Source organism: Citrobacter tructae, assembly GCF_004684345.1.
GTDB classification, from domain to species: domain Bacteria; phylum Pseudomonadota; class Gammaproteobacteria; order Enterobacterales; family Enterobacteriaceae; genus Citrobacter; species Citrobacter tructae.
In genome coordinates, this window is the sequence record NZ_CP038469.1 from 2,833,480 (window position 1) to 2,858,104 (window position 24,625).

Consider the following 24,625-nt stretch of genomic DNA (forward strand, 5'->3'; position numbering starts at 1 on the left):
GCTTAAGCGCCGTGTTTCTTTTGCCACGCCTGCACCAGGCGCTCGCCGAGCTCTTCTTTGTCCATAAAGCCGAACCCCAGCACGTTGCAGCCTTCGTTGATGGCCGTCACGCCTTCATCAACCGAGCGCATGCCGTATTTGGCTTTGTAGCCATACTTGGTTTGCGCGGTGATGGCGCCTGCGCCGCCGCTGCCACAAAACGAGATACCAAAGGTGGCATTTTCCGCTTTCATCACGTCACCCAGTTTCATATCTGCCGCCACGCCCGGTACCACGACCGCACGTCCACCGGCTTTCTCGACGCCTGCAGCCACTTTCTGGCCTTTACCCAGACGATCGCCAATTACGACTGTAATCTGTTCCATCTTGTGCTCCTTAAAGGTTGTCTTTCGCGACTTCGAAATGCACCGACAGCAGCCAGGCCTCTTCCTCGGGAAGATTGCCAAACTGCGCTACGACGTCGCGGGCAAGCGCCATTGATTCGGCTGAAATTTCATCAAATAAGCTGGCATCGACTTCGGGTAATGGTTCGCCCGTCACCGAGCGGTGCGCCATAGCGCGAACATGCGATGTCAGCATTTGTTCCTGTACGGCATTGGGAATGATGTGGCGTGCGCGCAACAAGGCATACACCTGTGCCAGCATGCGTTCAGCCAGTTCACCAGACGGTGTCACCGGTTCCCCCATGTCATTCATTACAGCTCCGTTATTCACTCGTCTTACCCCACTAATGGCTCTGAGGGTAAATTAGCGGTGGAGGTTAAAAGTTTGTAGCGAGTTGTTTTCCACTTCGAAGTGGAAAGGGGCGCAGTGATAGTGATCTGTGCCGCAAAAAGGGGTGAATTGACGATTTTTCAGCGGAATAACGTGATGGGGATCGCACGAGATAGCAGGAGAACCGCAAGCGGCAGGAATAACAGGTTGGCGTTAAAAGTTAAAAAATGTGATGGGGATAGCGTTTGCTTATGGGAGGTTGCGGTACAGGATGGCGACGCTGGCGCATCATATGCGGCCTACGGACTACGCAGGCCGCATAAATAAATTAACGATACTTCTTATGGTAAGCGTTGCGCGTGGTTTTTAGCTCTTCCGCAGCGGCTTTCGCCTCTTTGACTTTACCTTCGTTCGCCAGTTTTAACGCACCATCGATCTGACCGATCAGCGTGTCAAAACCGTGGCGGAAATCCTTCATCTCCGGGCTGTCCGGGGATTTGCTTTCCAGCTTCGGTGGTGTGCCCTTTTGGGCGTCTAGCGCGGCTGCACGCATTTTGGTTAACGCGCCCTTCAGTTCAACTGCGTTATCCGTTTTTTCCACGATTTTCAGGTTGTCGTTGAGGATCCCCATATCGTCTTCGAGGTCGGTAGCAAAGACATTTGCCGAACACAGCACGAGAGAGGACACCGCCAGCATAGCGAGTAACTTTTTACGCATTGCTTACTTCCTTTTATTATTATCGACGTTTATGGCGCGGCAGGTCGCGCCACTTCAAATCTACTGCCCGGCGATTTTCATCTCCGGCAACAGTACGGAACCACACTGTATATTACTGCGCGTTTCAATATCGTTACCCACGGTGACAATATTGCGCCACATATCTTTCAAATTACCGGCGATGGTGATTTCACTCACCGGATACTGAATTTCACCATTTTCGACCCAGAAGCCAGCCGCGCCGCGCGAATAGTCGCCGGTAATACCACTCACGCCCTGCCCCATCAGCTCGGTCACTACCAGGCCTGTGCCCATCTCTTTGAGCAACTGCTCGAAGCTTAGACCTTGTCCCGGAATTCGCCAGTTGTGAATACCGCCAGCATGGCCGGTGCTCTTCAGCCCCAGCTTACGGGCAGAATAATTAGTCAGCAGCCACTGGGTCAGCACACCGTCTTTGATAATGTCGCGACGTTCAGTCCGTACGCCTTCGCTGTCGAACGGCGAAGACGCCAGTCCTTTCAGCAGGTGCGGATGTTCTTCAATGGTCAGCCATTCCGGCAGAATTTGTTTACCCAGCGAATCCAGCAGGAAAGTGGATTTGCGATACACCGATCCACCGGCAATCGCGCCAACCAGGTGTCCGAACAATCCGTTCGCCACTTCATTGGCGAAAATAACCGGCGCCTTCATGGTGGAAAGTTTACGCGGAGACAAGCGGGATAAGGTACGACGCGCACAGTCAGCGCCAACCCACTCCGGCGTTTGCAGATCGCCGATTGCGCGACCAATGGTGTAGGCGTAATCGCGTTCCATGTCGCCATTTTCTTCCGCGATAACACAACTGGAAAGCGAGTGACGCGTGGAGCAGTAGCCTTGCAGCATACCGTGGCTGTTACCAAATACTTTGATGCCATAGTGGCTGTTAAAGCTGCCGCCTTCGGTATTAGTAATGCGCTTATCGGCCTGCAACGCCGCTTGTTCTGCACGCGCCGCCAGTTCAATGGCTTCGTCAGGCGAGACTTCCGCCGGGTGGAATAGATCTAAATCTGGCGCATCAAAGGCCAGCAGTTCTTTATCCGCCACGCCTGCGCACGGGTCCGGCGAGGTGTAACGGGCAATATCCAGCGCGGCCTGCACGGTGCGGGCAATTGCCTGTGGACTTAAATCGGTGGACGATGCACTGCCCTTACGGTTCTGGTGATACACCGTAATACCCAGCGCGCCGTCACTGTTGAATTCGACGTTCTCCACTTCACCATAACGGGTGCTGACGCTAATACCCGTCGTCTTGCTTACGGCGACTTCTGCACCGTCCGACTGACCTGACGCTAATTCCAGTGCTGTCGAGACTGCTTCTTCCAGAATCTTACGCTGCGCTTCAACTTGTGAGATTACTTTCATCGCAAATGCCATAATGTAGAGAGAGTTTCTCTGAAGTCTAACAGAGAACCGTTTTTCAGTGCGCATCTTAACTGGTAACATTAGCCTCTTTTTTTAAGGAGCCTGACATGACTAAGCAGCCCGAAGACTGGCTCGACGACGTTCCCGGTGATGACATCGAAGACGAAGACGATGAAATTATCTGGGTCAGTAAAAGTGAAATAAAACGTGACGCCGAGGAGTTAAAACACCTGGGTGTGGAACTGGTAAAACTGGGGAAAAATGCGCTGGATAAAATCCCGCTCGATGCGGATTTACGTGCCGCCATTGAGCTGGCTCAGCGCATCAAGATGGAAGGCCGTCGCCGCCAGCTGCAGCTGATTGGTAAAATGCTGCGTCAGCGCGATGTTGATCCTATCCGTCAGGCGCTGGATAAGCTGAAAAACCGCCACAACCAGCAGGTTGTACTGTTTCACAAGCTTGAGCAGTTGCGCGACCGTTTAATCGTTGAAGGTGATGATGCGGTAGCGGAAGTATTAAAACTGTGGCCGAACGCCGATCGCCAACAGCTTCGTTCTCTGGTACGCAATGCGAAGAAAGAGCAAGAAGGCAATAAGCCGCCGAAATCAGCACGTCAGATTTTCCAGTATCTGCGTGAGCTGGCTGAAAACGAAGCGTAACATCGTCCCGGATGCCCCTGCTTTGCTGGGGCATTTTTGCTTACAGAGCCATTACGCGATGGCATAAATCCGCATTGAAACGCGCATAGTGCAACGCATCTATCGGTACCGGATAACTCAGTACCATTAGCTCATGTCCGGCCATACCTGAATGATAAGCCGGATGAGTGTGCGGCCAAGGATTCGCGAAAAACCCCATCGATTCGTAAAACCGCAGCCGTTTCCTGGCAATTTCCGTCGTCAGTGGATCAATCTCCAGAATCGTCATCGGCGACCGCGCAAGAATCTGCCCGAGTAGGATTTTGCCATAACCCTGCGATCGCAATGCCCCATCAATCGCCAGATGTTCAACGTAGACATAGTCGTCAAAGGTCCAGCATCCGCTCAGGCCAATAAACAGTTCCTCTTTAAACCACCCTTCAAGCGCGTAATGCGGGCTGGCAATTGCCTGCTGTTTCGCATGTATTTCCCGCTGTTCGTGCCAGGGGAAAGCCGCAGAATATAGCGCGTCCAAACGCTGAAAAAGCATCGAGTCTGTCGAGGTTATTTTTTTACAGGTCAGCATATAAGGTGATAAGCAGAGAAATGAAAACCCGCGCACCTCAGTGCGCGGGAGCGACGATTAATCAATCAGATGCGCGATTTCATCATAATCAACAGATGGGGGAGACTGGCGTAAACCACGCGTCATATACAGCAGCCAGGCGAACCCAACCGCTAACCACACGAGGCCTACTTTTAGCGCGTCCGGTGCCAGGTTTGTCCACAGCCACACCGACATACACACCCCGAGTAACGGCAGCAGTCCATAGTGAAACAGCGCGGAAATGCCGCGACGTCGCTCATTGATCAGGAAGTGTTTAATGACGCTGAGATTCACAAACGTAAAGGCAACGAGCGCCCCGAAACTTATCATCGAGACGACAAGATCCAGACTCAGTTCCAGTGCCGTCAGGGATACCAGCGCGACGAAAATAATGGCCCGGTATGGCGTATGGAATCGGGAATGCAGATGGAAAAAGATTTTTCTCGGCAATACACCCTCACGCCCCATCGCATAGAAGATGCGCGATACGCCGGTCTGAGCCGTCATTGCAGAGGCATACACGCCGGTCAGATAGGCCGCCATAAAGAAGTTGTACATCCATTTGCCGCCCACTTTTTCCGACACAACCAAGCTTGCGGTATCCTGAACCGGAATCAGCGATTGCCAGTCCGGGTAGACCAAATGTGCTGCATACGACACGGCGATAAAGATAACGCCAGCCAGAAGTACGGTAATGATAATCGCGCGAGGCAATGTCCGTTTCGCATCATAGGCTTCTTCAGCCATGGTCGCGATAGCGTCAAAACCCAAAAATGCCAGGCAAAGTACCGCCGCACCAGCCAGTAATCCGCCCAGATGCCCACTGTTGACTAACAGAGGACGCATCAGCGCATCCGGACTCAAATCAGCCTGGCTAAAAGAGAGGGTGATAAACAACACGATAAAAATTAACTGTGCCGCTATTAATGTGAAATTAACGGATGTCATCAGCCGTACACCAAGAATATTCAGCAGACTGACCGATAAAATAGATGCCAGAACAAAGACAGGAGCCGGAATCGCCGGGAATGCCTCATGCAGGAAAATGCCTAAAACAAGATAATTCAGAATTGGCAGGAATAAATAATCCAGGATCTGCGCCCATCCGACTAAAAATCCCGTTTTACCGCCAAAACTGCGCTGTACATAGGAATAAGCAGAACCAGCCAACGGCAGCGCGCTGGTCATACGACAGTAACTCAACGCAGTAAACAGAATCGTCGCAATCGTGACAAGATAGGCGACTGGCAGATGCCCTTCGCTGAGGACTGTCACCTGTCCATAGGTGGTAAATACGCCCAGCGGAACCATATACGCCAGACCAAACGCGACAAGGGCCGGTGTTTTAAGCACTCTTCGTAGCTGATGTTTTTGTGGCATTCCCGTATCATCTCCTGGCCCTGAAAAAGGTACCGTTGAAAGGTTCATTTATAATTAAAAAAAGACCGCGGATTCTTACATATGGGCCAGATTTTGAAAAGCATAATAAGCGCTCTGTCCATATAAAATCATTCACTTTAGTTTTCTTAACTTATTCCATATGTAAATATTGAGAGCAACGAAAACAGAATGGAATAGAGGGTATTTCTTCTGTTTAAATACAACCCTATAAATAGTTCAGCCTGTTTTTGTTACAAAAACAGGCTGTTTATTTCACAATATTAGGCGTCCTGCCAGACCACTTTGCCGCCGACAACCGTACACATCACCCGCGTTTTAAATAAGGTTTCGGGCGGGTTGCTGAAGATGTCATCTTTCAGCACGATCAGATCAGCAAGCTTACCGGGCTCCAGAGAACCGATCTCCTCGTCACGGGCTATCATGTATGCTGCATCGATTGTGGCGGAGCGCAGCACTTCTGTCAGGGTTAAATTGCGGTCATTATCCAGACGCGGCCCCGCAGGATTACCTTCCGCATCCCACGCCCGACGCGTCATGGCTATTTGCAGATTATACCACTCATCAAGACGGTCGATGGGCCAGTCGCTGCCATATGCCAGACGCGCACCGGCATCAAGGAATCGTCCTTGTGGTTCAAGATGGGGAAAACGCGCTTCACCCAGCATGGCGCGCTCTTCCTCAATCAACACCGCTGGCAGTCCTGCCCACTGATACGAGAGCACCGCCGTAACATCCAGCTCGGCAAAACGGGCATACTGATGCGCCGCCGCAAGTTCATTATGTGCAAGACCCGGTCGGACATCCTTCTGCGGCCAGGTCTGGCGCATCTCCTGCAACGCATCCAGCGCCATCTCTATTGCCCCTTCCGCCACCGTATGCATATGTGGATGAACGCCCGTGCGGCCGCATTCATTGATCAACGCATTAAAGACATCGGGTGTGAAGTAGAGATCGCCGTAATCTTCCGTCGGCTGCCAGTCAGGTTGCGCGTGCGTCCCTCTATTTTTGCGGTAAGGCTGCAGCAGCGATGCGGTCATGGTCGGCGGTTGTAACACACCATCGACAAAGAACTTCACATGGCTGACGCCAAAACCAGGTGCTGGCTGCCACACGGGGTCGTTCCAGCGTTGGTTAAAGGCAACAAGTTCATCCAGCGCGCGGGCGGCATCCTGTGGACCGGCCACGCTGTCTGGCGTAATTTCACGCGCGCCGCACATACGCAGGGTTAACTCGCCTCTATCACGCAAAACAGCGAACGCTTTCAGTTGCTCTTCGTAAACCCGGGTATCCATGACCGTTGTCACACCCTGCTGATTCAGAACCCGCTGAACATGACGGGCGATCAGCACACACTGTTCCGGCGTACCGGTCGGGATGCTGTCGAAAGCACGCATGGCTGGCGCATCTTCCAGGATCCCGTTTAAGCGACCCGTTTCATCCCGACCAATTTTGCCATCCGCCGGAACGGGGGTCTCTTCGGTGATGCCCAGCATCTCGAGCGCACGGCTGTTCGCCGCCAGGGTATGGCAGTCATTGGAAAAAAGCACCACCGGGCGGCGCGTGTTCAGGGTATCCAGTGATTTACGACACATGTCGGCACCGGCAGGGATCATCGCCTGACGCTGCCAGGCGCGGACGGAAAGCCAATCGTCCTCTTCCTTCAGCGGATCCTCATCAAGATGCTTCTGTATTAACGCCAGAGTTCCTTCTACCGTCAGTGCCGCATAATTCAGGTTACAGCCACGAAGCTGTTTACCTCCCCAGAATGGATGCATATGACTATCGATAAGCCCCGGCAGAATGACCCTTTTTTCAAGATCGATCACTTCCGTTTGGGTTCCCGCCAACGCCAGCAGTTCATGACTGCTGCCGACAGCGGCGATATAGCCTTGTTTGATAGCGATAGCTTCACAAAATTGATCGGACTTATCTGCCGTATAAATTTTACCGTTATGGTAAATCACATCTGGATTCAGGGAGTCAGTCATCATGAAGGGGGTTCCGGGATCCGTTATTCAACGTAAAAGAGTAAAAAAAGCCTTCGCAACCAGGGCGTAGGTATAAAAAAGGCCAGCAGAGTGTCCGCTGGCCATAGATAACATTACGTTCTGTCGATCACTGCTGTGCTTTCGCCGCAAGTTTGTCTAACAGTTTTTGATGGATGCCACCAAACCCGCCGTTGCTCATCACCAGAATGTGATCGCCTGGCTGTGCGGTTTTCACCACCATATCCGCCAGCGCGTCAACGTCACCGTTCCAGTGAGCAGGCTGAACGCAGGCTTCTGCAACTTCCGATACCAGCCACGGAATGTGTGGCGGTTGCAGCAGGAACACTTCGTCCGCACGACCTAACGACGGTGCCAGATCGTCTTTGCACAGCCCCATTTTCATGGTGTTCGAGCGCGGTTCCAGTACGGCAATAATACGCGCCGTGCCGCCGACTTTTCCGCGCAGCGCGGCAAGCGTCGCCAGAATGGCCGTCGGGTGATGGGCAAAATCGTCATATACCGTCACGCCATTGGCTTCACCGCGCAGTTCAAGACGACGACGTGCGTTGATGAATGAACCGAGCGCATTGGCCGCATCCGCAGGGGTAACACCAACATGGCGGGCAGCTGCAATCGCCATCAGGCCGTTGTGCATATTGTGTTCGCCGACCAGGCCCCACTTCACAACGCCGACACTTTCACCGTCCAGGAACACTTCCCACTCGGAGGCATCGGTGGTCAGTTTCTTCGCCAGCCAGTGGCCTTGCTCGCCAACCAGTTCCTGCTCGCTCCAGCAGCCCATCGCCATCGTCTGTTTCAGATTGATGTCGTTTTCCGGGTAGATGATACGTCCCTGGCCCGGCACGATACGCACCAGATGGTGGAACTGTTTCTGAATCGCTTTCAGATCGTCAAAGATGTCTGCGTGATCAAACTCAAGGTTGTTGAGGATCAGCGTACGCGGGCAGTAATGCACGAATTTAGAACGCTTATCGAAGAACGCACAGTCGTACTCGTCCGCTTCAATGACGAAAAAGTCACTTTCGCCCAGACGCGCAGAAACCTCGAAGTTACCCGGTACGCCGCCGATCACAAATCCAGGCTTATAGCCGCAGACTTCGAGGATCCAGGTCGCCATTCCGGCGGTAGTGGTTTTACCGTGTGTTCCCGCCACTGCCAGCACCCAGCGATCGCGAAGCACAAAGTCATGCAGCCACTGCGGGCCGGACATGTACGGGATATTCTTCTCCAGCACTGCTTCCACGCACGGATTACCACGTGTCATGGCATTGCCGATAATCACCAGATCCGGCTGGGGGTCGAGCTGACTGGCATCATAACCCTGAATCAGGGAGATGCCCTGCTTCTCAAGTAAGGTACTCATCGGCGGATACACATTGGCGTCCGAACCCGTTACTTCATGACCGAGCGAACGCGCTAGCATCGCCAGACCGCCCATGAAGGTGCCACAAATTCCCAAAATATGAATGCGCATACGTCACTATCCTTTTTTAATCTGGGGACCATTTTACGCATATGTCAGCCAAGTGAGAAACGCATTTCAGGATAATCCGTCGTTTGCTGGCGCGATTCACCTAAGCGCGAGGGTTGAAATATTTGTTAAGATTATTGCGGTCGCTTTACTCCATACAATTTGCAGGGAAAGTGTTATGAAAACGTTAGGTGAATTTATTGTCGAAAAGCAGCACGAGTTCTCTCATGCTACCGGTGAGCTGACTGCTTTGTTATCGGCAATAAAGCTGGGCGCCAAGATCATCCACCGCGATATCAACAAGGCCGGTCTGGTCGATATCCTGGGTGCCAGCGGTGCTGAGAACGTGCAGGGAGAGGTTCAACAGAAACTCGATCTGTTCGCGAACGAAAAACTGAAAGCTGCGCTGAAGGCACGCGATATTGTGGCGGGCATTGCCTCAGAAGAAGAAGATGAAATCGTCGTCTTCGAAGGTTGTGAACACGCAAAATACGTTGTACTCATGGATCCGCTGGATGGCTCATCCAACATCGATGTTAACGTCTCTGTTGGCACGATCTTCTCGATTTATCGCCGTGTCACCCCTGTCGGTACGCCGGTAACGGAAGAGGATTTCCTGCAGCCGGGCAACAAACAAGTTGCTGCGGGCTACGTTGTTTACGGCTCATCTACCATGCTGGTGTACACCACTGGCTGCGGCGTACACGCGTTCACCTACGATCCTTCTCTGGGCGTATTTTGCCTCAGCCAGGAGCGCATGCGCTTCCCGGAAAAAGGCAGTACTTACTCCATTAACGAAGGCAACTACATCAAATTCCCGAATGGCGTGAAGAAATACATTAAATTCTGCCAGGAAGAAGATAAAGCAACCCAGCGCCCGTATACCTCGCGCTACATCGGCTCTCTGGTTGCAGATTTCCACCGCAATCTTCTGAAAGGCGGGATCTACCTGTATCCGAGCACCGCCAGCCACCCGGAAGGGAAACTGCGTCTGCTGTACGAATGCAACCCAATGGCTCTCCTGGCCGAGCAAGCAGGCGGTAAGGCAAGCGATGGTAAAGACCGTATTCTGGATATCATCCCGGAAAGCCTGCACCAGCGCCGTTCATTCTTCGTCGGTAACGACCATATGGTTGAAGACGTTGAGCGTTTAATCCGCGAGTTCCCGGACGCGTAAGACTCAGACGCCGGAGCAATCCGGCGTCCTTAATACGCTTAATTCACAAAGGTCAATTTGACGCGCTTTGATACGCGGAAATACGGTATCCAAATGAGGATCTGGCCCGCACAAGAGACAAAGGCTTTTATATCGTCAGAACTCAGCCCCACGTCATAAAAGGTGGCACCCAGCCAGCTGTCCATAACGTAGTAAAACATGGTGCCTAAAATGAATGCGGTATAAAACTTGGGTAGCTGACGTTTCTTTTTGAAAAATAGAACCGTCGTGTAAATCACCAGTATCAAAAGAGCGGTCATGCAGACGAGCTCAAAAATGACCAGTGCGCTCACTTCCGCCTCAGTGTGCAACACAAACGCCGCGACGCCGAAAAATCCAACGACCCCAGAAATAACGGACAACACCAAGGTCACGGCCGGTAAATAGAGCCAGCCACCAATTCCCGTATATTTTTTGTTTTCGCAACGCGCGCAGTGGCTATCCGGAGGCAGTACTTTTTCCCCACAACTTGCACATGCTGTCGGTAGCCCTTCCCCTTCGATTCCTTTCATCTTTTTGATTCCATTAGCGTAAACATAGTCTGCCTAGTGTATACGCATTACCCGATATACGCTAAAAAACAGCCTACTCCGTCATTTCGATGCGATCGTGGTATTCACCCGCGTTACCGGCGAACTTTGGCGGTTTTCCCACAGCACCGTCAGGCCGCGTTGTAAGGCGATAAAAATAAACAGCAGAATACCGATGGCGATCTTCGTCCACCACGAGCTTAACGTGCCGTCAAAGTTAATATAGGTTTGAATCAGCCCCTGGATCGCCACGCCAAACAGCGTGCCCAGCACCGTTCCCACGCCACCGCTCAGCAAGGTGCCGCCAATCACCACCGAGGCAATGGCATCCAACTCTACGCCAACGCCAGCCAGCGCATAACCCGCTTGGGTATAAATGGAGAAGACAATCCCGGCCAGCGTAGCCAGTCCGGTAGAAAGCATATAGATGCGGATTGTCGTGCTACGGGTTGAGATCCCCATCAGGTTGGCTGACGTCGCACTGCCGCCAATGGCGTACACCTGGTTGCCAAAGCGCGTGCGGTGCGCGAGGAAGATGCCGATCACCACCACGCCCAGCATCAACAGCCCCATGGCGCTCAGACGCCCACCACCAGGGATCTTCCAGGCCAGGCTGGAAAGGGTGTCATAAATCGGGTGATTGATCGGGATCGACTCTTCGGAAACCAGATAGCTGACGCCCCGCAGAAAGAACATCCCCGCCAGAGTAATAATAAATGCCGGGATCTTCAGCGCATCGATCAGTAATCCCATAAATGCGCCAAACGCGCAGCCCATCACCAGAACCAGCGGGAACGCTAGCAGCGGCGAAATACCCCAGTAACCAATTGCTTTAGCCAGAAATACACCGGTAAAAGCAATTACCGAGCCGACGGACAGGTCGATCCCGCCGGAGAGGATCACGAAGGTCATGCCAACGGCGATAATCCCTAAGAAGGCGTTATCGGTCAGGATATTGCAGATCACGCGCGTCGAAGCAAAGGCAGGAAACTGTGTCAGGCAGTAAAGGTAGCCCAGCACAAAGACGCCGAGGGTGATCATCAGCGGTAAGTTACGTTTTATCATGACCACGTACTCCTTTTATCAGGCTGATAAAGCGTTGCGACTGTACGATCAGCACGCACAGCACCACCACTGCTTTGACCACCTGGTTCAGCTCCGGCTGGAAGCCAGACAGTAAAATCCCGGTGTTCATGCCCTGAATAATCAGGGCTCCGACCACCGACAGCAACAGGTTAAACCGTCCGCCCATCAACGAACCGCCACCGATAACTACCGCCAGAATGGCATCTAACTCCAGCCATAATCCGGCATTGTTGGCATCGGCCCCGCGAATATCCGCCGTGACGATAATCCCGGCAATCGCCGCACACAGGCCGCTCAACACATAGGTGAGCATGACGATGACGCGGGTATTCACCCCGGCATTTTTCGCCGCACGAATGTTAATGCCCACCGCTTCAATGAACATGCCCAGCGCCGTTTTACGTGTCAGCAACCAAAAGGCAACCAGCGTCAGCAACGCGATGATCACCGGCGTCGGGAACAGCAGCAGCGATCCGCTGCCGAACCACGACAGATCGGGCGAGTTGAAAGTGACGATCTGTCCGGAGGTGATCAACTGCGCGACACCGCGCCCGGCCACCATCAGGATCAGCGTGGCGACAAATGGTTGGATCTTGAGGATCGCCACCAGAATCCCGTTCCACAATCCCGCCAGAATGCCAGATCCCAACGCTGCAAGCAGAACAACCGGGAGGCTGTGCCCGGCGACCGTCATCGCAGCAGTCGTGGCACCCGCAATGGCCATCACCGCCCCCACGGAAAGATCGATGCCGCCGGTGGCAATCACCAGCGTCATGCCAATCGCCAGCAGCGCCACGGGCGCGGCGCGGTTGAGAATATCAATTGGGCTGCCGAACAAGCGGCCATCCTGCAAAATCACCTGATAGAAGTGCGGTGCCACCAGGCTGTCGACCAACAGCACCAGCAGCAACGCCACCAGCTGCGGCATGCCCTTCGGCCAACGAAACCGTCTTTTCGCAGTGTTGGATTGAGGGAGAGATTGAGGCATCACAGCAGTCTCCTTAAGCCGCAATTGCGTTCATGATTGCCGGTACGGACAGTTCAGCCAGTGGGATCTCGGCCACCTGTTTGCGATCGCGCATAATAATGACGCGATCGGCATAACCCACCAGTTCTTCCAGTTCGGAGGAAATCACCAGCAGCGCCAGACCGTCGGCGCACAGCGTTTCGATCAGGCGGATGATCTCGGCATGCGCCCCGACGTCGATCCCGCGCGTGGGTTCATCGAGGATCAGAAACTGCGGTTTGGTCAACAACCAGCGCGACAGCAATACTTTTTGCTGATTACCGCCGGAGAGAAATTCAATAGGTTGTTCGGCGCTAGGGGTACGAATACCGAGCTGACGGATAAAACGCTCGGCAATTTCATTTTGCTCTTTGCGCGGAATGGGCCGCAGCCAGCCTCGCTGCGCCTGCAGGGCCAGAATGATATTTTCCCGCACCGAGGCGGCGGCAATAATGCCGTCCGTTTTCCGATCCTCCGGGCAGAAGCCGATCCCCAGACATGAAGCCTGATGCGGCGATCGCAGGGTCTGCGGTTTACCTTTGATCAACGCACTGCCACTGTCGGCGGGTTTAATACCAAAGATCACTTCCGCCGTTTCCGTGCGCCCCGATCCGAGCAGCCCCGCCAGGCCGACGATCTCGCCGGGACGTACCTGCAGATCGAACGGTGTTATCGTGCCTTTTTTGCCAAAGTTGTTGAAAGCAGCCACCGGTTTTTCACTCAGCAAAGTACGACCTGCACGCTGCAATGCATGAGTATCCAGTTCGCGACCGAGCATCATTTTCACCAACTCGATCTGCGGCAGTTCGCGGGTTTCTCGGCAGCCGACGAAGCCGCCGTTACGCAGGACGGTGATCCGATCGCTAACCTGATAGACCTGATCGAGGAAATGGGTGACGAAGATCAGGCTGACGCCGCGATCGCGCAGGTGCCGCATCAGGCCAAACAGCATGTCAACTTCCTGGGTATCCAGACTGGCGGTGGGTTCGTCGAGGATCAACACTTTTGCCGACAGATCGATAGCCCGGCAGATGGCGACGATTTGCTGCATCGCCACCGAAAAGCGGTTTAACGGCTCACGTACATCGAGAGAAAAACCATAGGAGGCCATCAGCTCCGTGGCGCGTTTTTCCATTTGCTTGCGCTGCAACAGGCCAAAGCGTCGCGGCTCGCGACCAATAAACAGATTATCTGCCACCGACATATTGGGCAGCAGGTTCACTTCCTGGTACACGGTGCCAATCCCCAGTTGCTGGGCATGGGCGGTATTCTTTGGCGAGATAGTCTGGCCTTCGAGCCAGATAGTGCCGCGATCGGCATGGTAAACGCCGGTCAGCGCTTTGATCAGCGTCGATTTCCCGGCCCCGTTTTCACCGAGCAGCGCCATAATCTCACCATGGCGCAGGCTGAAATCCACGTTATCCAGCGCTGTGACGCCGGGGAAAAACTTGCTTAATCCTTCTGTGCGGAGGATTTCCGGGTGATGTTCTGTCGTCATGATTCCCCCTGCATCACGCCAGTTGGCGCTACGCTTAACCGGCCTACAAAAGAGCGTATCGTAGGCCGGGCAAGCGCAGCGTCACCCGGCATTTTCATGAGGGCTTAATAGCCCATATTTTTCTTCTTCTCTAACTCTTCTTTCGCGGTATCCGGCAGATAGAGGATAGATTTGGTAATGGTCAGCTTCTCAGGCATCGTGCCGTCTTTTTTGAATTTCTCCAGCGCGTCAAAAGCCGGGCCAGCCATATTCGGCGTCAGTTCAACGCTGGCGTTGGCTTCACCGTCAATCATCGCTTTGTAGATATCCGGCACGCCGTCGATGGAACCGGTCAGAATATCTTTGCCCGGTTTCAGGCCCGCTTCTTTAATCGCCTGAATCGCCCCGATCACCATGTCATCGTTGTGGGCATAAACCATGCAGATGTTCTTGCCGTTGTTTTCCGCTTTAATAAAGCTTTCCATGACTTCTTTGCCTTTACTGCGGGTAAAGTCGCCGGACTGGGAGCGGATAATTTTGATGTTAGGCGCACTGGCAATCGCTTCAGCAAAGCCTTTTTTACGGTCAATCGCCACGCTGGCACCAACGGTCCCTTGCAGCTCCACGACGTTACACGGCTTGCCATTCACTTCTTTGATCAGCCAGTCGCCAATCAATTTGCCTTCCAGCACGTTGTCGGCCGTAACGGTGGTCATATAGAGAGATTTGTCTTTGACATCGATGGAACGATCGAGCAAAAAGACTGGAATATCGGCATCTTTAGCTTCTTTTAATACCGGCTCCCAGCCCGTTGCCACCACCGGTGCAATAAAGATGGCATCCACGCCCTGCGCCACGAATGAACGTACCGCTTTAATCTGGTTTTCCTGTTTTTGCTGGCCGTCGGCGATTTTCAGCGTAATACCACGCTTCTCGGCCTCGCTTTTCGCCACGTTGGTTTCTGCTGCACGCCAACCGGATTCAGACCCGACCTGCGAAAATCCTACGGTTAAAGGGGCTGCCATCGCCATAGATGACATGGCTGCCGAAACTGCTGTGACTAAAAGTAAGCGCTTCCACATAAGTGCGTCCTCGTAGGGTGATTATTGTTGATTAATAAACAGTCGCGAAAAAACTATAGACAATCGAGCATGTAACGGATTGCGTTACATCACACTTCAAAAAAGTAAATAAAACGTTAATCACAAGTTTGTAATCGCTTTCATTACCCTATGAAAAATGCAGCTGAACTTATGGATTTTCCTGTCATCAATGCAGAGGAAAAAGGCCAAAATCCGAGGTGGGAAATCGAAAACAAGCGGAGACATTCAGCGCGAGTTGGCTATAATACCCGCCACTTGTTTGCCATAGCTTATTTAAAGGAAACAGACATGAGCTTACTCAACGTCCCTGCCGGTAAAGATCTGCCGGAAGATATCTACGTTGTTATCGAGATCCCTGCAAACGCAGATCCGATCAAATACGAAGTTGACAAAGAGAGCGGCGCCCTGTTCGTTGACCGCTTCATGTCCACTGCGATGTTCTATCCGTGCAACTACGGTTACATCAACCACACCCTGTCTCTGGATGGCGATCCGGTAGACGTTCTGGTCCCAACGCCGTACCCGCTGGAGCCAGGTTCAGTGATCCGCTGCCGTCCGGTTGGCGTACTGAAAATGACCGACGAATCCGGTGAAGATGCGAAACTGGTTGCCGTACCGCACACCAAGCTGAGCAAAGAATACGATCACATCAAAGATGTGAACGACCTGCCGGACTTGCTGAAAGCGCAGATCACCCACTTCTTCGAGCACTACAAAGACCTCGAAGCAGGCAAATGGGTAAAAGTTGACGGCTGGGACAACGCTGAAGCGGCTAAAGCTGAAATCGTTGCTTCCTTCGAGCGCGCGAAGAAGTAAGTTCACGTTCGCTTAAAACCCTGAACGCCAACCTCTGGTCAGTAAGGGTTTTTTATTTCTCTATTTCCCCCTTCGTTGTCCTTCACCTCGCTGTTTTCTTTTTGACCTACCAGATTGGGTAGTCACATTTAACTTATCTTATTTGCGAATGAGATTAGATCTCATTATCATTTGCAACACGTAAATAAATGTGAATAAACGTCAATGAACCTCCACACTGTGAAGTCCCTGAAACACTATTCCGCTGTGACCCTCGCCACCGCATTGTTATTTACCAGCCTACCCGGTGCGGCAAAGACGCTGCCTGAGAAAGATTTTCTGACCCACGACGTGGGTCACGGGGTGTATGAGCTGGCGGTTGATAGCCAGCAGAATGCGCTTTTTGCCGCCTCGTCGCCGTCGTTTGATAAAGACAAAACTCGTGGGATTATCTACAAACTCGATCTGGAAAAACTCACCACCACCGAAGTCATCGAAACCAGCCGCCGTGCCTTTGCGACTGCGATGGATGAAGAAAATCAGGTGCTGTATGTCGGCAATACGCTGGAAGGCTCGGTAACGCTTATTGATACCCGCAGCGGTAAGGAGCTGGCGATACTGCAACTGAGCGAAACAGGGAATCCAAAGGAAATCGTCCATACACGTGAAATGGTGCTCGATAAGCAGCATCACCGCCTGTACGTTTCCGGCGTAGCTGAAAAAGGCATTGTTTGGGTAGTGGATACGCAAAAACGTGAAAAGATTGCCACCCTTAAAAACATGGGCGAATACCCGACCGGCATGGCTGTTGATGCCGATAAAAATCGCCTGTATGTCGTTAATGGTAGAAACGAGTTAATTACTTTGGACACCACCAGCCAAAAAATTATTAACCGCTTTGCCATTGAACCTGCAAAAAAACATTTCTTCCTGAATATCGCCCTTGATACCAAAAATAACCGTGCATTCCTGACCGATCCGGATTTAGCGGATGTTCTGGTTGTCGATATTAATACCGGAAAGGTTATTTCGCCAATTAAGGTCATTAACTCTTTGGCAGTGATATATAACGAAAAACGCCAGGAAGTGTATATCACCCATCGCAATGCTAAACGAATCAGCATTGTCGACAGCAACACCTACCAGGTAAAACACAGCATTGAAACCCATGCGCTGCCCAACAGCCTTGCGCTTTCGCCGGATACTAATACCTTGTATGTCAGTATAAAACAGCCGGAAGAAATGATTGGTGTGAAACCCGACTACGTGCTGAAAATCGATCTGTCTAAATACTAATAATCAAAAACTATTTGCACCTTGTCGCCATGTTGAGCGGCAAGGTGACGATTTTATTTTTTACTTTTCAGGTGTCTTATATTATGAAAACGCGTCAACTTATTACGCTGACAGGGATCGTTGCACTCTCAGGCGGTGTTATTTTTCCCGCACAGGCCGAAGGAATAAGCGAAGACTCACGCAATAGCGAAGATGAAATGGTCATTACGGCGTCCGGTTTCTCGCAGCAAAAGCGTGAAGCACCGGCCACTATTTCGGTTATCGACCGTAAAACGCTGGATATTCAACCCGACCGTAACATCGGTGAAGCGATTAAAAATATTCCCGGCGTCTCAGTGTCTAACAGCAGCGGAATAAATGCAGGCAGCATTATGATCCGCGGCATGGACCCGTCCTATACCGCCTTTATGGTTAATAGCGTCAAACAAAACACCGGTGAATCACGTCCGTATGGTCACGACGTCGGCACCGAAGCCAACTTCTTACCACCGATGGAGGCCATTGAGCGTATCGAGGTCATTCGCGGGCCGATGTCATCGCTGTACGGATCAGACGCCATCGGCGGCGTGGTGAACGTCATCACCAAAAAACCTTACGGGGCAAAGGACTGGACGACGGCAATTGCCGCCAACACCTGGCTACAGGAACACCAGTATCTGGGCAATACCAGCCAGATGAATCTGTTCACCATGGGGCCCATAATCCCGGATGTTTTGGGTTTAAGCGTGGCTGCGGACTGGCTCGACCGTCGCGATGACGATCGCAATAACTATTTTGGCAAACACAACCGTAAATCCGTTGATATGACATTGGGCCTGGCCGCCAGCGACAATAACCTTTTTGATCTCAACGTGGTCACCGGTGAGCAGGAGAAAAACCGTACCCAGAAACGCGGCGCACCATGGTCATGGCTGTTCGATCGCAACGCTGCCACCCTGACCCATACCGGCTGGTATGCGGAAGACACTATCGCGACGACCAACTACATCAACTACGAAAAGGGCCGCTCAAAATACGTTTATGACGGGCAGTCACCGCAGTATGTGCAGATGGAAAACTACGTCACCAATTCGCAAACCACCTTCACGCTCAACAACCATAAGCTGACCGTCGGGGCGAATTTCACCCGCGAAGAGTTGAATGACCGTTTTGATGTCGCCAATAAAACGCTACCAGGATCGGATCCGATAACCAAAATCAGCCGCAACGGTTGGGCATTGTTCGTGGAAGACGGCTGGAGTATCGACGATTTCATCCTGACCACCTCAGCGCGTATGGACCAGGACGACAACTTTGGTACGCATATCACGCCGAAAATGTACGGCAACTGGGCATTCAGCGATGCATGGGCGCTGAAAGGCGGCGTCTCCGCGGGGTATAAAAAACCGGAGCTGCGGGCAACCTCCAGCGACTTTGTTACCCCTTACGGTTCAACCGTACCCTACCCCTTCCTGACGGTAGGCAATGACAATCTGAAACCGGAGAAAAGCGTTAACTCCGAGCTAGGTCTGTACTGGACGGGCGATGCGCTGTCGCTGGATAGCACCGTCTTCTATACGCAATTCAAAGACAAGATTGCGGAACAAACCATTTGCGAAACCACAGCGACCAACCAATGTTCGGTCAATGGTTATAACGCCGACTCCGTCAGTAAATACTTTAACGTCAGCGAAGCCGATGTGTACGGCGTTGAGCTTAATGCTGACTGGCAGATTAGTGCTGACCTCAAAGCCAACGCCAACTACACCTACAACCACAGCGAGCAGAAAAGCGGCGTCAACAAAGGCTACGCGCTGAACGATTATCCTCGTCATATGGCGAACCTGTCGCTGAACTGGGCGGCCACGCAAAGCCTGGACGTGTGGAGCACGGTGAATTATCGCAGCAGCAACCGCAACAGCGGCAATAACTATAAGTACGATGACTACACGATGGTGGACGTGGGTGTTCGCTACCAGCTTAATAAGCACACTCAGCTGATGGCAGGTGTCTACAACGTGCTGGATGAAGATCCGAAACTCACAACCGCATGGAATGAGTCCGCGCAGGTAGAAGGACGCCGCTACAACCTCGGCGCTCGTGTGGAATTTTAGTCCTGAAAATAGTGCAGGCGGTATTGCTGAGGGCACTGGTCATATTTTTTCCACCGGCACGCTATTTATCATGCTGCCGGTCTTCTGGTTCGTGGCGTTCAGCTGGCCAGGAACACTATTGAGAAGCGTGCTGGAGGTGCATTACACAGTGGAACAGCAGATGTCAGAAATGCTGGAAGGAAAGTCCGCTAGCTGGTGGGAGCGAAGCGAACATCCTCTTGCCACATGAATGGCATGTCTAGCGTCTGGTTAAAATATGGCGATTCTTCTGGAATCTTCATAATTTCATTCAATGCAGATCACGTTTTTTATCTACAAAGATTGAAATACGACAACGTCACTTAGATAATCCGCCGAAATAACCCATTTTTATGATGGCGTGCTACTGCGAAAGCAGGCAAGACCAAAATAGGAATGCTCTCCCGTTAAGGGGAGCGTCTCTGTTTTGGTCTTTTTTTTTGCCTCAACACCAGGGAACACTATGAACTATAACGAAACAGCGGACAAAATCCTCCACTCGGTGGGCGGTGCGGAGAATATCCGAATGCTCACCCACTGCGCGACCCGCTTGCGCATGGAGTTTAACGATCGCGCAAAGGTTAACGATACGCAGATTGGCACTATCCCCGGCGTGATAAGCGTAGTGGAGAAAGGCGGTCAGTTCCAGATTGTTATCGGCAATGAGGTGCAGCAGGTTTATCGCCTGCTCAATAAAGCGCTGCCGGAGAAGAAAAGCTCCGCAAGCGGCGACAAAAACGCGAAACCGAACGGTATTGTCGCACGCATTATCAGTGTGATTTCGACCACCTTCACCCCGGTGATCCCGGCGATTACCGGCGCGGGGATGATTAAGGCACTGCTGGCGATCCTTAAGCTAACGGGCCTGATCAACGAAACCAGTTCAACCTATCAGTTGCTTAATATTATTGCCGACGCGGCCTTTTTCTTCCTGCCAGTACTGCTGGCCTACGGGGCATCGCTGAAATTTGAATGCAACCCAATTCTGGCGATGACCCTTGCGGGCGTACTGCTGCATCCGGGCATCGGCCAGATGCTGGCGGCGGGGAAAGCGGTTGATTTTGTCGGTATCAACGTCCTGCTTTCCGATTACGCCGGGTCGGTGCTGCCGATTATTCTGACCGTCTGGCTGATGTCGTGGGTGGAGCGCTTCGCGGAGAAGGTTTCGCCGTCGATCATTAAGTTCTTTGTTAAGCCGATGCTGATCCTGTTGATCACCGCGCCACTGGCGCTGGTAGTTGTCGGCCCGGCGGGTATTTTGCTTAACGACCTGGTGGCGGCTGGCGCGGGCGCTATTGATCGCCACGCCAGTTGGTTAATTCCGATGCTGATGGGCGCTCTGCAACCCTTCCTGATTATTACCGGCACCGCCTGGGCGATGACGCCAATCGCTACCGGTCAGTTGAGTAAAAACGGTTTTGAGATGATTAACGGGCCGGGGATGCTGGCATCAAACGTGGCGATGGGTGCTGCAACGCTGTGCGTGGCGCTGAAAACCAAAAATAGCAACCTGCGCCAGTTGGCCTCATCATCGGGCTTTACCGCGCTGCTGGGGATCACCGAACCGGCACTGTACGGGGTGTTACTCAAGTTCCGCCGCGTACTGATTGCCGCGATGATCGGCGGCGGCTGCGCCGGAATGTACGCCGGGTTTAGCGGGCTGGTGCGCTACGCGTTTGTCTCTCCAGGACTTGCGGCGCTGCCGGCGTTTATCGGTGAAAACCCGATGAACATCGTCCATGCGCTGGTGACCTGTACGATTTCTATCGTGGTGACCTTTACCCTGACCTGGTTTATCGCTTTTAAAGATACGCCTGAGGATCAAGAAGAGATGACCGAAACGCCGCAGCCAGTCGTTAGCCCGAAAATTGAGGGTGAAATCGAAGTACTCAGCCCGCTGCGCGGCCAGGTGGTGGCTCTGAGCGAAGTGAATGATGATGTCTTTTCCGGTGGCCTGCTGGGTGAGGGCCTGGCGATTCGTCCACAGGAAGGAGTGCTGCGCGCGCCGTTTAGCGGCACGGTGATGATGTTCCTGCCATCGTGTCATGCCGTTGGCTTACAGAGCGAAAGCGGACTTGAGCTGCTGATCCATATTGGTATCGACACCGTTAATCTTAACGGCCAGCACTTTAGCTCATCGCTGAAAGTGGGCGATAAGGTGGAGGTCGGACAGGAGCTAATCCGCTTTGATATCTCTGCCATCGAACAGGCCGGATATGACCTGATTACTCCGGTAATTGTGGTCAATGGCGACGAGCAACACTCGCTGCGCCTTACTGCCGCCGCGCAGGTCGATTACGGCGAGCAACTGATGGTGCAATCGGCTAATGAGGCGCAGGCATGATTTATCAAAAGAAAGCGCAGTTCCCGGACGGTTTTCTGTGGGGCGCGTCCACTTCGGCCTATCAGGTTGAGGGCGCGTGGAATGAAGACGGTAAAGGACCGTCTGTGGTCGACATGCTCAGCCATCCGCCGGGAACGGCGGACTTCCGTATCGCCAGCGACCACTATCATTGCGTGGAGGAGGACGTCGCGCTGATGGCGCAGATGGGGCTAAAGGCCTACCGCTTTTCGGTGGCCTGGTCGCGGGTGATACCTGACGGTGATGGCCCGGTGAATCCGGACGGGCTGGCCTTTTATCACCGCCTGATCGACGCCCTGACGCGCCACGGGATCACCCCCATCGTGACGCTCTACCACTTCGACCTGCCGTGGGCGCTGGAGCTGAAAGGCGGCTGGCTGAACCGCAAAACCGGGGAGGCGTTCGTGCGCTATGCCCGGCTGCTGTTCAGCGAGTTTGCCGCCAAAGTCCCGCTCTGGCTGACCATTAACGAACAGAACACCATGATTCTGCATCCCGGCGCGATTGGCGTACCCGCCAATCGTGAACTGCCGGATAAGAAGGCGCTGTACCAGCAGAATCATCATATGATGCTGGCCCAGGCGCAGATCTTCGCCCTGTGCCACCGCGAATTCCCCAGGCTGCGCATCGGCCCGGCGATAAACACCACTTCGATGTACGCCGAAAGCTGCAAACCGGAAGACGCCATTGCCGCGCATAACTGGGAAACACTGCGCTGCTGGAGTTTTTTGGATGTGGCGGTGCATGGCCGCTACAACGCCCTGGCGTGGGCATATTTGCAGGATCGCGGCCTCACGCCGGAAATGCAGCCAGAAGATGCGCTGATTTTGCAGCAGGGGCGGCCGGATTTTATCGCCATTAACTACTACTCAACCGCGACGATTGCTGCCAGCCGGGGCGATGGTGCCGATGTTGCCCCGCGCGCGGGCGATCAGCAAATTATGCTGGGCGAAGAGGGGGTTTATCGGCCAGCGGAAAATCCGTGGCTCGGCAAAACGCCTTACGGCTGGGTGGTCGACCCGGTGGGGCTACGCCTGACGCTGCGCAAAGTGTGCGAGCGCTACGGCCTGCCGATTCTGATCAGCGAAAACGGCATAGGCGCGCCGGATAAGCTGGAGCATGACGGGACGGTAAATGATGATTACCGTATCGCTTTCCTTGAGTCGCACATTGAGCAAATGCGTCTGGCGATTGCTGACGGCGTCGAGCTGATGGGCTACTGCCCATGGGCAGCAATTGATGTAGTAAGCACTCACCAGGGATACGCCAAGCGCTACGGTTTTATTTATGTCGATCGCGGCGAGGATGATCTGAAGAGCTTGCAAAGGATCCGCAAACGCAGCTTCTGGTGGTATAAGGATGTCATCGCGCAAAACGGTAACCACATCGAGTCTCAGAGATGATTGTTCAAAAAGTGCTCAACAATAGTCTGGTGCTCTCCCTTGATGACGATAACAGGGAAGTTATCGTCATGGGGAAAGGCATTGGCTTCAACAGCAGACCCGGGGACGAGATTGCCCAAGAGCAGATAGAGAAGCTGTTTGTAACCCAGACGCTTGGCGAACGCAGCGGCTATCTTGAGGCGCTTTCTGCTATCCCGGATGAGGTCATCGAAATGGCTGCGATGATTATTTCCCGTGCCAACATGCAGCTTTCTAGCAAGGTTCGCGAGCAGATTTTCTTTACGCTCGCCGACCACCTGACATTTGCCATCGAACGCAGTCGCAAAGGGATCGCCATTCAAAACCGCCTGCTGCCAGAAGTCAGACGATTCTATCCACAGCAGTTTCGCATCGCCAGTGAGGCGGTGGCGAGTATTCGCCAGCAATACCATATTGAACTGCCGGAAGAGGAAGCCGGTAATATCGCTTTTCATCTGGTGAACGGGCAGAGCGAAGGCGACGACGTGGCACAAGCCATGCAGTCGGTGAAAATGCTGAAGGATATTTTTAATCTTGTGCAGTATCACTTTAAGCAGGAGATAGACACTGGGTCAATTAACTACTCGCGCTTTCTGATCCACATGCAGTTCTTCCTCCAGCGTTTACAGGAGGGGGAACTGGACAGCGCGCGGGACAGCTTTCTGCTGGTGCAGGTGATTAAGGAGTATCCTCACGCTTACCGCTGCGCGCTGCTGATTCGTGAGTATGTCAAGGCCCAGCTCGGTATCACCCTCTGCGGTAATGAGCTGCTGTGGCTCACCGTCCATTTGGTGAGGATCACGGGTCTTGAAGCATAAATTATCAATGGTTGTCGCCGTAGAATATTAAAAGAATCGCATAATTTTCATTATGGGTTACTGGAGGTAGGGATTATTTTGGCAACTCAAGAACTCACCCTGTTATGTAATTCCTGTGGCGTTTTTAACGTTCGCTTCTGGTACCGACCAGTCTGTCAGATTAGGCGTGTCTCTTAGACACAAAAGGGTCAGCTCAAATCCGAGCTAATACAACATTCACAATGCCCTCTTTTCCCCTGTATTCTGTAGTGTTACGACAGTACAGTCTGGCTATTCTGTTCCTCTACGCTGTTTCCGGTTGCAACAGTCCAATGTATTTCTATATGACTTCGATTTAATTGCCGCTATGTTCTCTCTGGTATAAAAGACAAACTATCTCGCATTCTGCAGTTGTGTTGCACATATCAAAATCAGTCAATTACACAATCTATGTACCGGCTCAGAA

21 protein-coding genes are annotated in these 24,625 nt (G+C 52.8%); 8 read left to right on the top strand and 13 right to left on the bottom strand.

The annotated features are described in order from the left end of the window. Positions 1-2: 2 nt before the first annotated feature. The 4 genes from E4Z61_RS14285 to pmbA all read right to left on the bottom strand — a co-directional run bounded on the left by E4Z61_RS14285 (position 3) and on the right by pmbA (position 2,845). Positions 3-365 (bottom strand): SFCGS family glycine-rich protein, encoded by a 363-nt coding sequence (locus tag E4Z61_RS14285; protein ID WP_003830384.1) that lies wholly within the window; start codon positions 363-365, stop codon positions 3-5. A 10-nt stretch (positions 366-375) separates the two neighbouring features. Next, a complete protein-coding gene (locus E4Z61_RS14290) occupies positions 376-696 on the bottom strand; it encodes a glycine dehydrogenase (RefSeq protein WP_135323349.1) in 321 nt (106 codons plus the stop codon). Between the two features lie 346 nt (positions 697-1,042). Continuing rightward, positions 1,043-1,432 (bottom strand): cytochrome b562, encoded by a 390-nt coding sequence (gene cybC / locus E4Z61_RS14295; RefSeq protein ID WP_135323350.1) that lies wholly within the window; start codon positions 1,430-1,432, stop codon positions 1,043-1,045. Positions 1,433-1,492: 60 nt separating this feature from the next. Further along, positions 1,493-2,845, bottom strand: a complete 1,353-nt coding sequence (pmbA, locus tag E4Z61_RS14300) for a metalloprotease PmbA (RefSeq protein ID WP_135323351.1) — start codon at positions 2,843-2,845, stop codon at positions 1,493-1,495. Between the two features lie 95 nt (positions 2,846-2,940). Between pmbA and yjgA the strand changes: the two genes are divergently transcribed. Continuing rightward, a complete protein-coding gene (yjgA, locus tag E4Z61_RS14305) occupies positions 2,941-3,492 on the top strand; it encodes a ribosome biogenesis factor YjgA (RefSeq protein ID WP_135323352.1) in 552 nt (183 codons plus the stop codon). A 40-nt stretch (positions 3,493-3,532) separates the two neighbouring features. On the opposite strand, the gene E4Z61_RS14310 is transcribed toward yjgA, so the two are convergent. The 4 genes from E4Z61_RS14310 to mpl form a co-directional block, all read right to left on the bottom strand. Continuing rightward, a complete protein-coding gene (locus E4Z61_RS14310; RefSeq protein WP_135323353.1) occupies positions 3,533-4,057 on the bottom strand; it encodes a GNAT family N-acetyltransferase in 525 nt (174 codons plus the stop codon). Between the two features lie 57 nt (positions 4,058-4,114). Beyond that, entirely contained in the window at positions 4,115-5,458 is a 1,344-nt protein-coding gene (locus E4Z61_RS14315) for an APC family permease (protein WP_135323354.1), read from the bottom strand. Between the two features lie 281 nt (positions 5,459-5,739). After that, entirely contained in the window at positions 5,740-7,470 is a 1,731-nt protein-coding gene (locus E4Z61_RS14320) for an amidohydrolase (protein ID WP_135323355.1), read from the bottom strand. Positions 7,471-7,594: 124 nt separating this feature from the next. Continuing rightward, positions 7,595-8,962, bottom strand: a complete 1,368-nt coding sequence (gene mpl, locus E4Z61_RS14325; protein WP_135323356.1) for a UDP-N-acetylmuramate:L-alanyl-gamma-D-glutamyl-meso-diaminopimelate ligase — start codon at positions 8,960-8,962, stop codon at positions 7,595-7,597. Positions 8,963-9,137: 175 nt separating this feature from the next. On the opposite strand from mpl, the gene fbp reads away from it, so the two are divergent. Then, the gene (fbp, locus tag E4Z61_RS14335) at positions 9,138-10,136 is read left to right on the top strand and encodes a class 1 fructose-bisphosphatase (protein ID WP_135323357.1); all 999 of its coding nucleotides are present in this window, start codon (positions 9,138-9,140) and stop codon (positions 10,134-10,136) included. A 38-nt stretch (positions 10,137-10,174) separates the two neighbouring features. On the opposite strand, the gene E4Z61_RS14340 is transcribed toward fbp, so the two are convergent. The 5 genes from E4Z61_RS14340 to ytfQ all read right to left on the bottom strand — a co-directional run bounded on the left by E4Z61_RS14340 (position 10,175) and on the right by ytfQ (position 15,356). Continuing rightward, entirely contained in the window at positions 10,175-10,687 is a 513-nt protein-coding gene (locus E4Z61_RS14340; protein WP_135323358.1) for a DUF2569 domain-containing protein, read from the bottom strand. A gap of 81 nt (positions 10,688-10,768) precedes the next feature. Further along, complete coding sequence (gene yjfF, locus E4Z61_RS14345) at positions 10,769-11,770, bottom strand: galactofuranose ABC transporter, permease protein YjfF (RefSeq protein WP_135323359.1); 1,002 nt, start codon at positions 11,768-11,770, stop codon at positions 10,769-10,771. Further along, complete coding sequence (gene ytfT, locus E4Z61_RS14350) at positions 11,757-12,779, bottom strand: galactofuranose ABC transporter, ATP-binding protein YtfT (protein WP_135323360.1); 1,023 nt, start codon at positions 12,777-12,779, stop codon at positions 11,757-11,759. Before ytfT ends, yjfF begins: the two co-directional genes overlap by 14 nt. A gap of 13 nt (positions 12,780-12,792) precedes the next feature. After that, positions 12,793-14,295, bottom strand: a complete 1,503-nt coding sequence (ytfR, locus tag E4Z61_RS14355) for a galactofuranose ABC transporter, ATP-binding protein YtfR (RefSeq protein ID WP_135323361.1) — start codon at positions 14,293-14,295, stop codon at positions 12,793-12,795. 104 nt (positions 14,296-14,399) lie between these two features. Next, positions 14,400-15,356, bottom strand: coding sequence for a galactofuranose ABC transporter substrate-binding protein YtfQ (gene ytfQ / locus E4Z61_RS14360; protein ID WP_135323362.1), 957 nt, complete (start codon positions 15,354-15,356; stop codon positions 14,400-14,402). Positions 15,357-15,665: 309 nt separating this feature from the next. Here ytfQ and ppa point away from each other — a divergent pair, with 309 nt between their 5' ends. The 6 genes from ppa to E4Z61_RS14390 all read left to right on the top strand — a co-directional run bounded on the left by ppa (position 15,666) and on the right by E4Z61_RS14390 (position 24,180). Then, positions 15,666-16,193 carry an inorganic diphosphatase gene (gene ppa, locus E4Z61_RS14365; protein WP_005134479.1) on the top strand — a complete coding sequence of 176 codons (528 nt, stop codon included), beginning with the start codon at positions 15,666-15,668 and terminating at the stop codon, positions 16,191-16,193. A gap of 204 nt (positions 16,194-16,397) precedes the next feature. Beyond that, entirely contained in the window at positions 16,398-17,468 is a 1,071-nt protein-coding gene (gene yncE / locus E4Z61_RS14370; protein WP_135323363.1) for a 7-bladed beta-propeller protein YncE, read from the top strand. Positions 17,469-17,551: 83 nt separating this feature from the next. Then, entirely contained in the window at positions 17,552-19,561 is a 2,010-nt protein-coding gene (locus E4Z61_RS14375; RefSeq protein ID WP_135323364.1) for a TonB-dependent receptor domain-containing protein, read from the top strand. A gap of 481 nt (positions 19,562-20,042) precedes the next feature. After that, complete coding sequence (locus tag E4Z61_RS14380) at positions 20,043-21,923, top strand: beta-glucoside-specific PTS transporter subunit IIABC (RefSeq protein WP_135323365.1); 1,881 nt, start codon at positions 20,043-20,045, stop codon at positions 21,921-21,923. Further along, positions 21,920-23,344 (top strand): glycoside hydrolase family 1 protein, encoded by a 1,425-nt coding sequence (locus E4Z61_RS14385; RefSeq protein WP_135323366.1) that lies wholly within the window; start codon positions 21,920-21,922, stop codon positions 23,342-23,344. The genes E4Z61_RS14380 and E4Z61_RS14385 overlap by 4 nt, the downstream gene beginning before the upstream one ends. Continuing rightward, on the top strand, positions 23,341-24,180 hold the full coding sequence (locus tag E4Z61_RS14390; RefSeq protein ID WP_135323367.1) for a PRD domain-containing protein: 840 nt from the start codon (positions 23,341-23,343) through the stop codon (positions 24,178-24,180). The genes E4Z61_RS14385 and E4Z61_RS14390 overlap by 4 nt, the downstream gene beginning before the upstream one ends. The last annotated feature ends 445 nt before the right edge of the window (positions 24,181-24,625 follow it).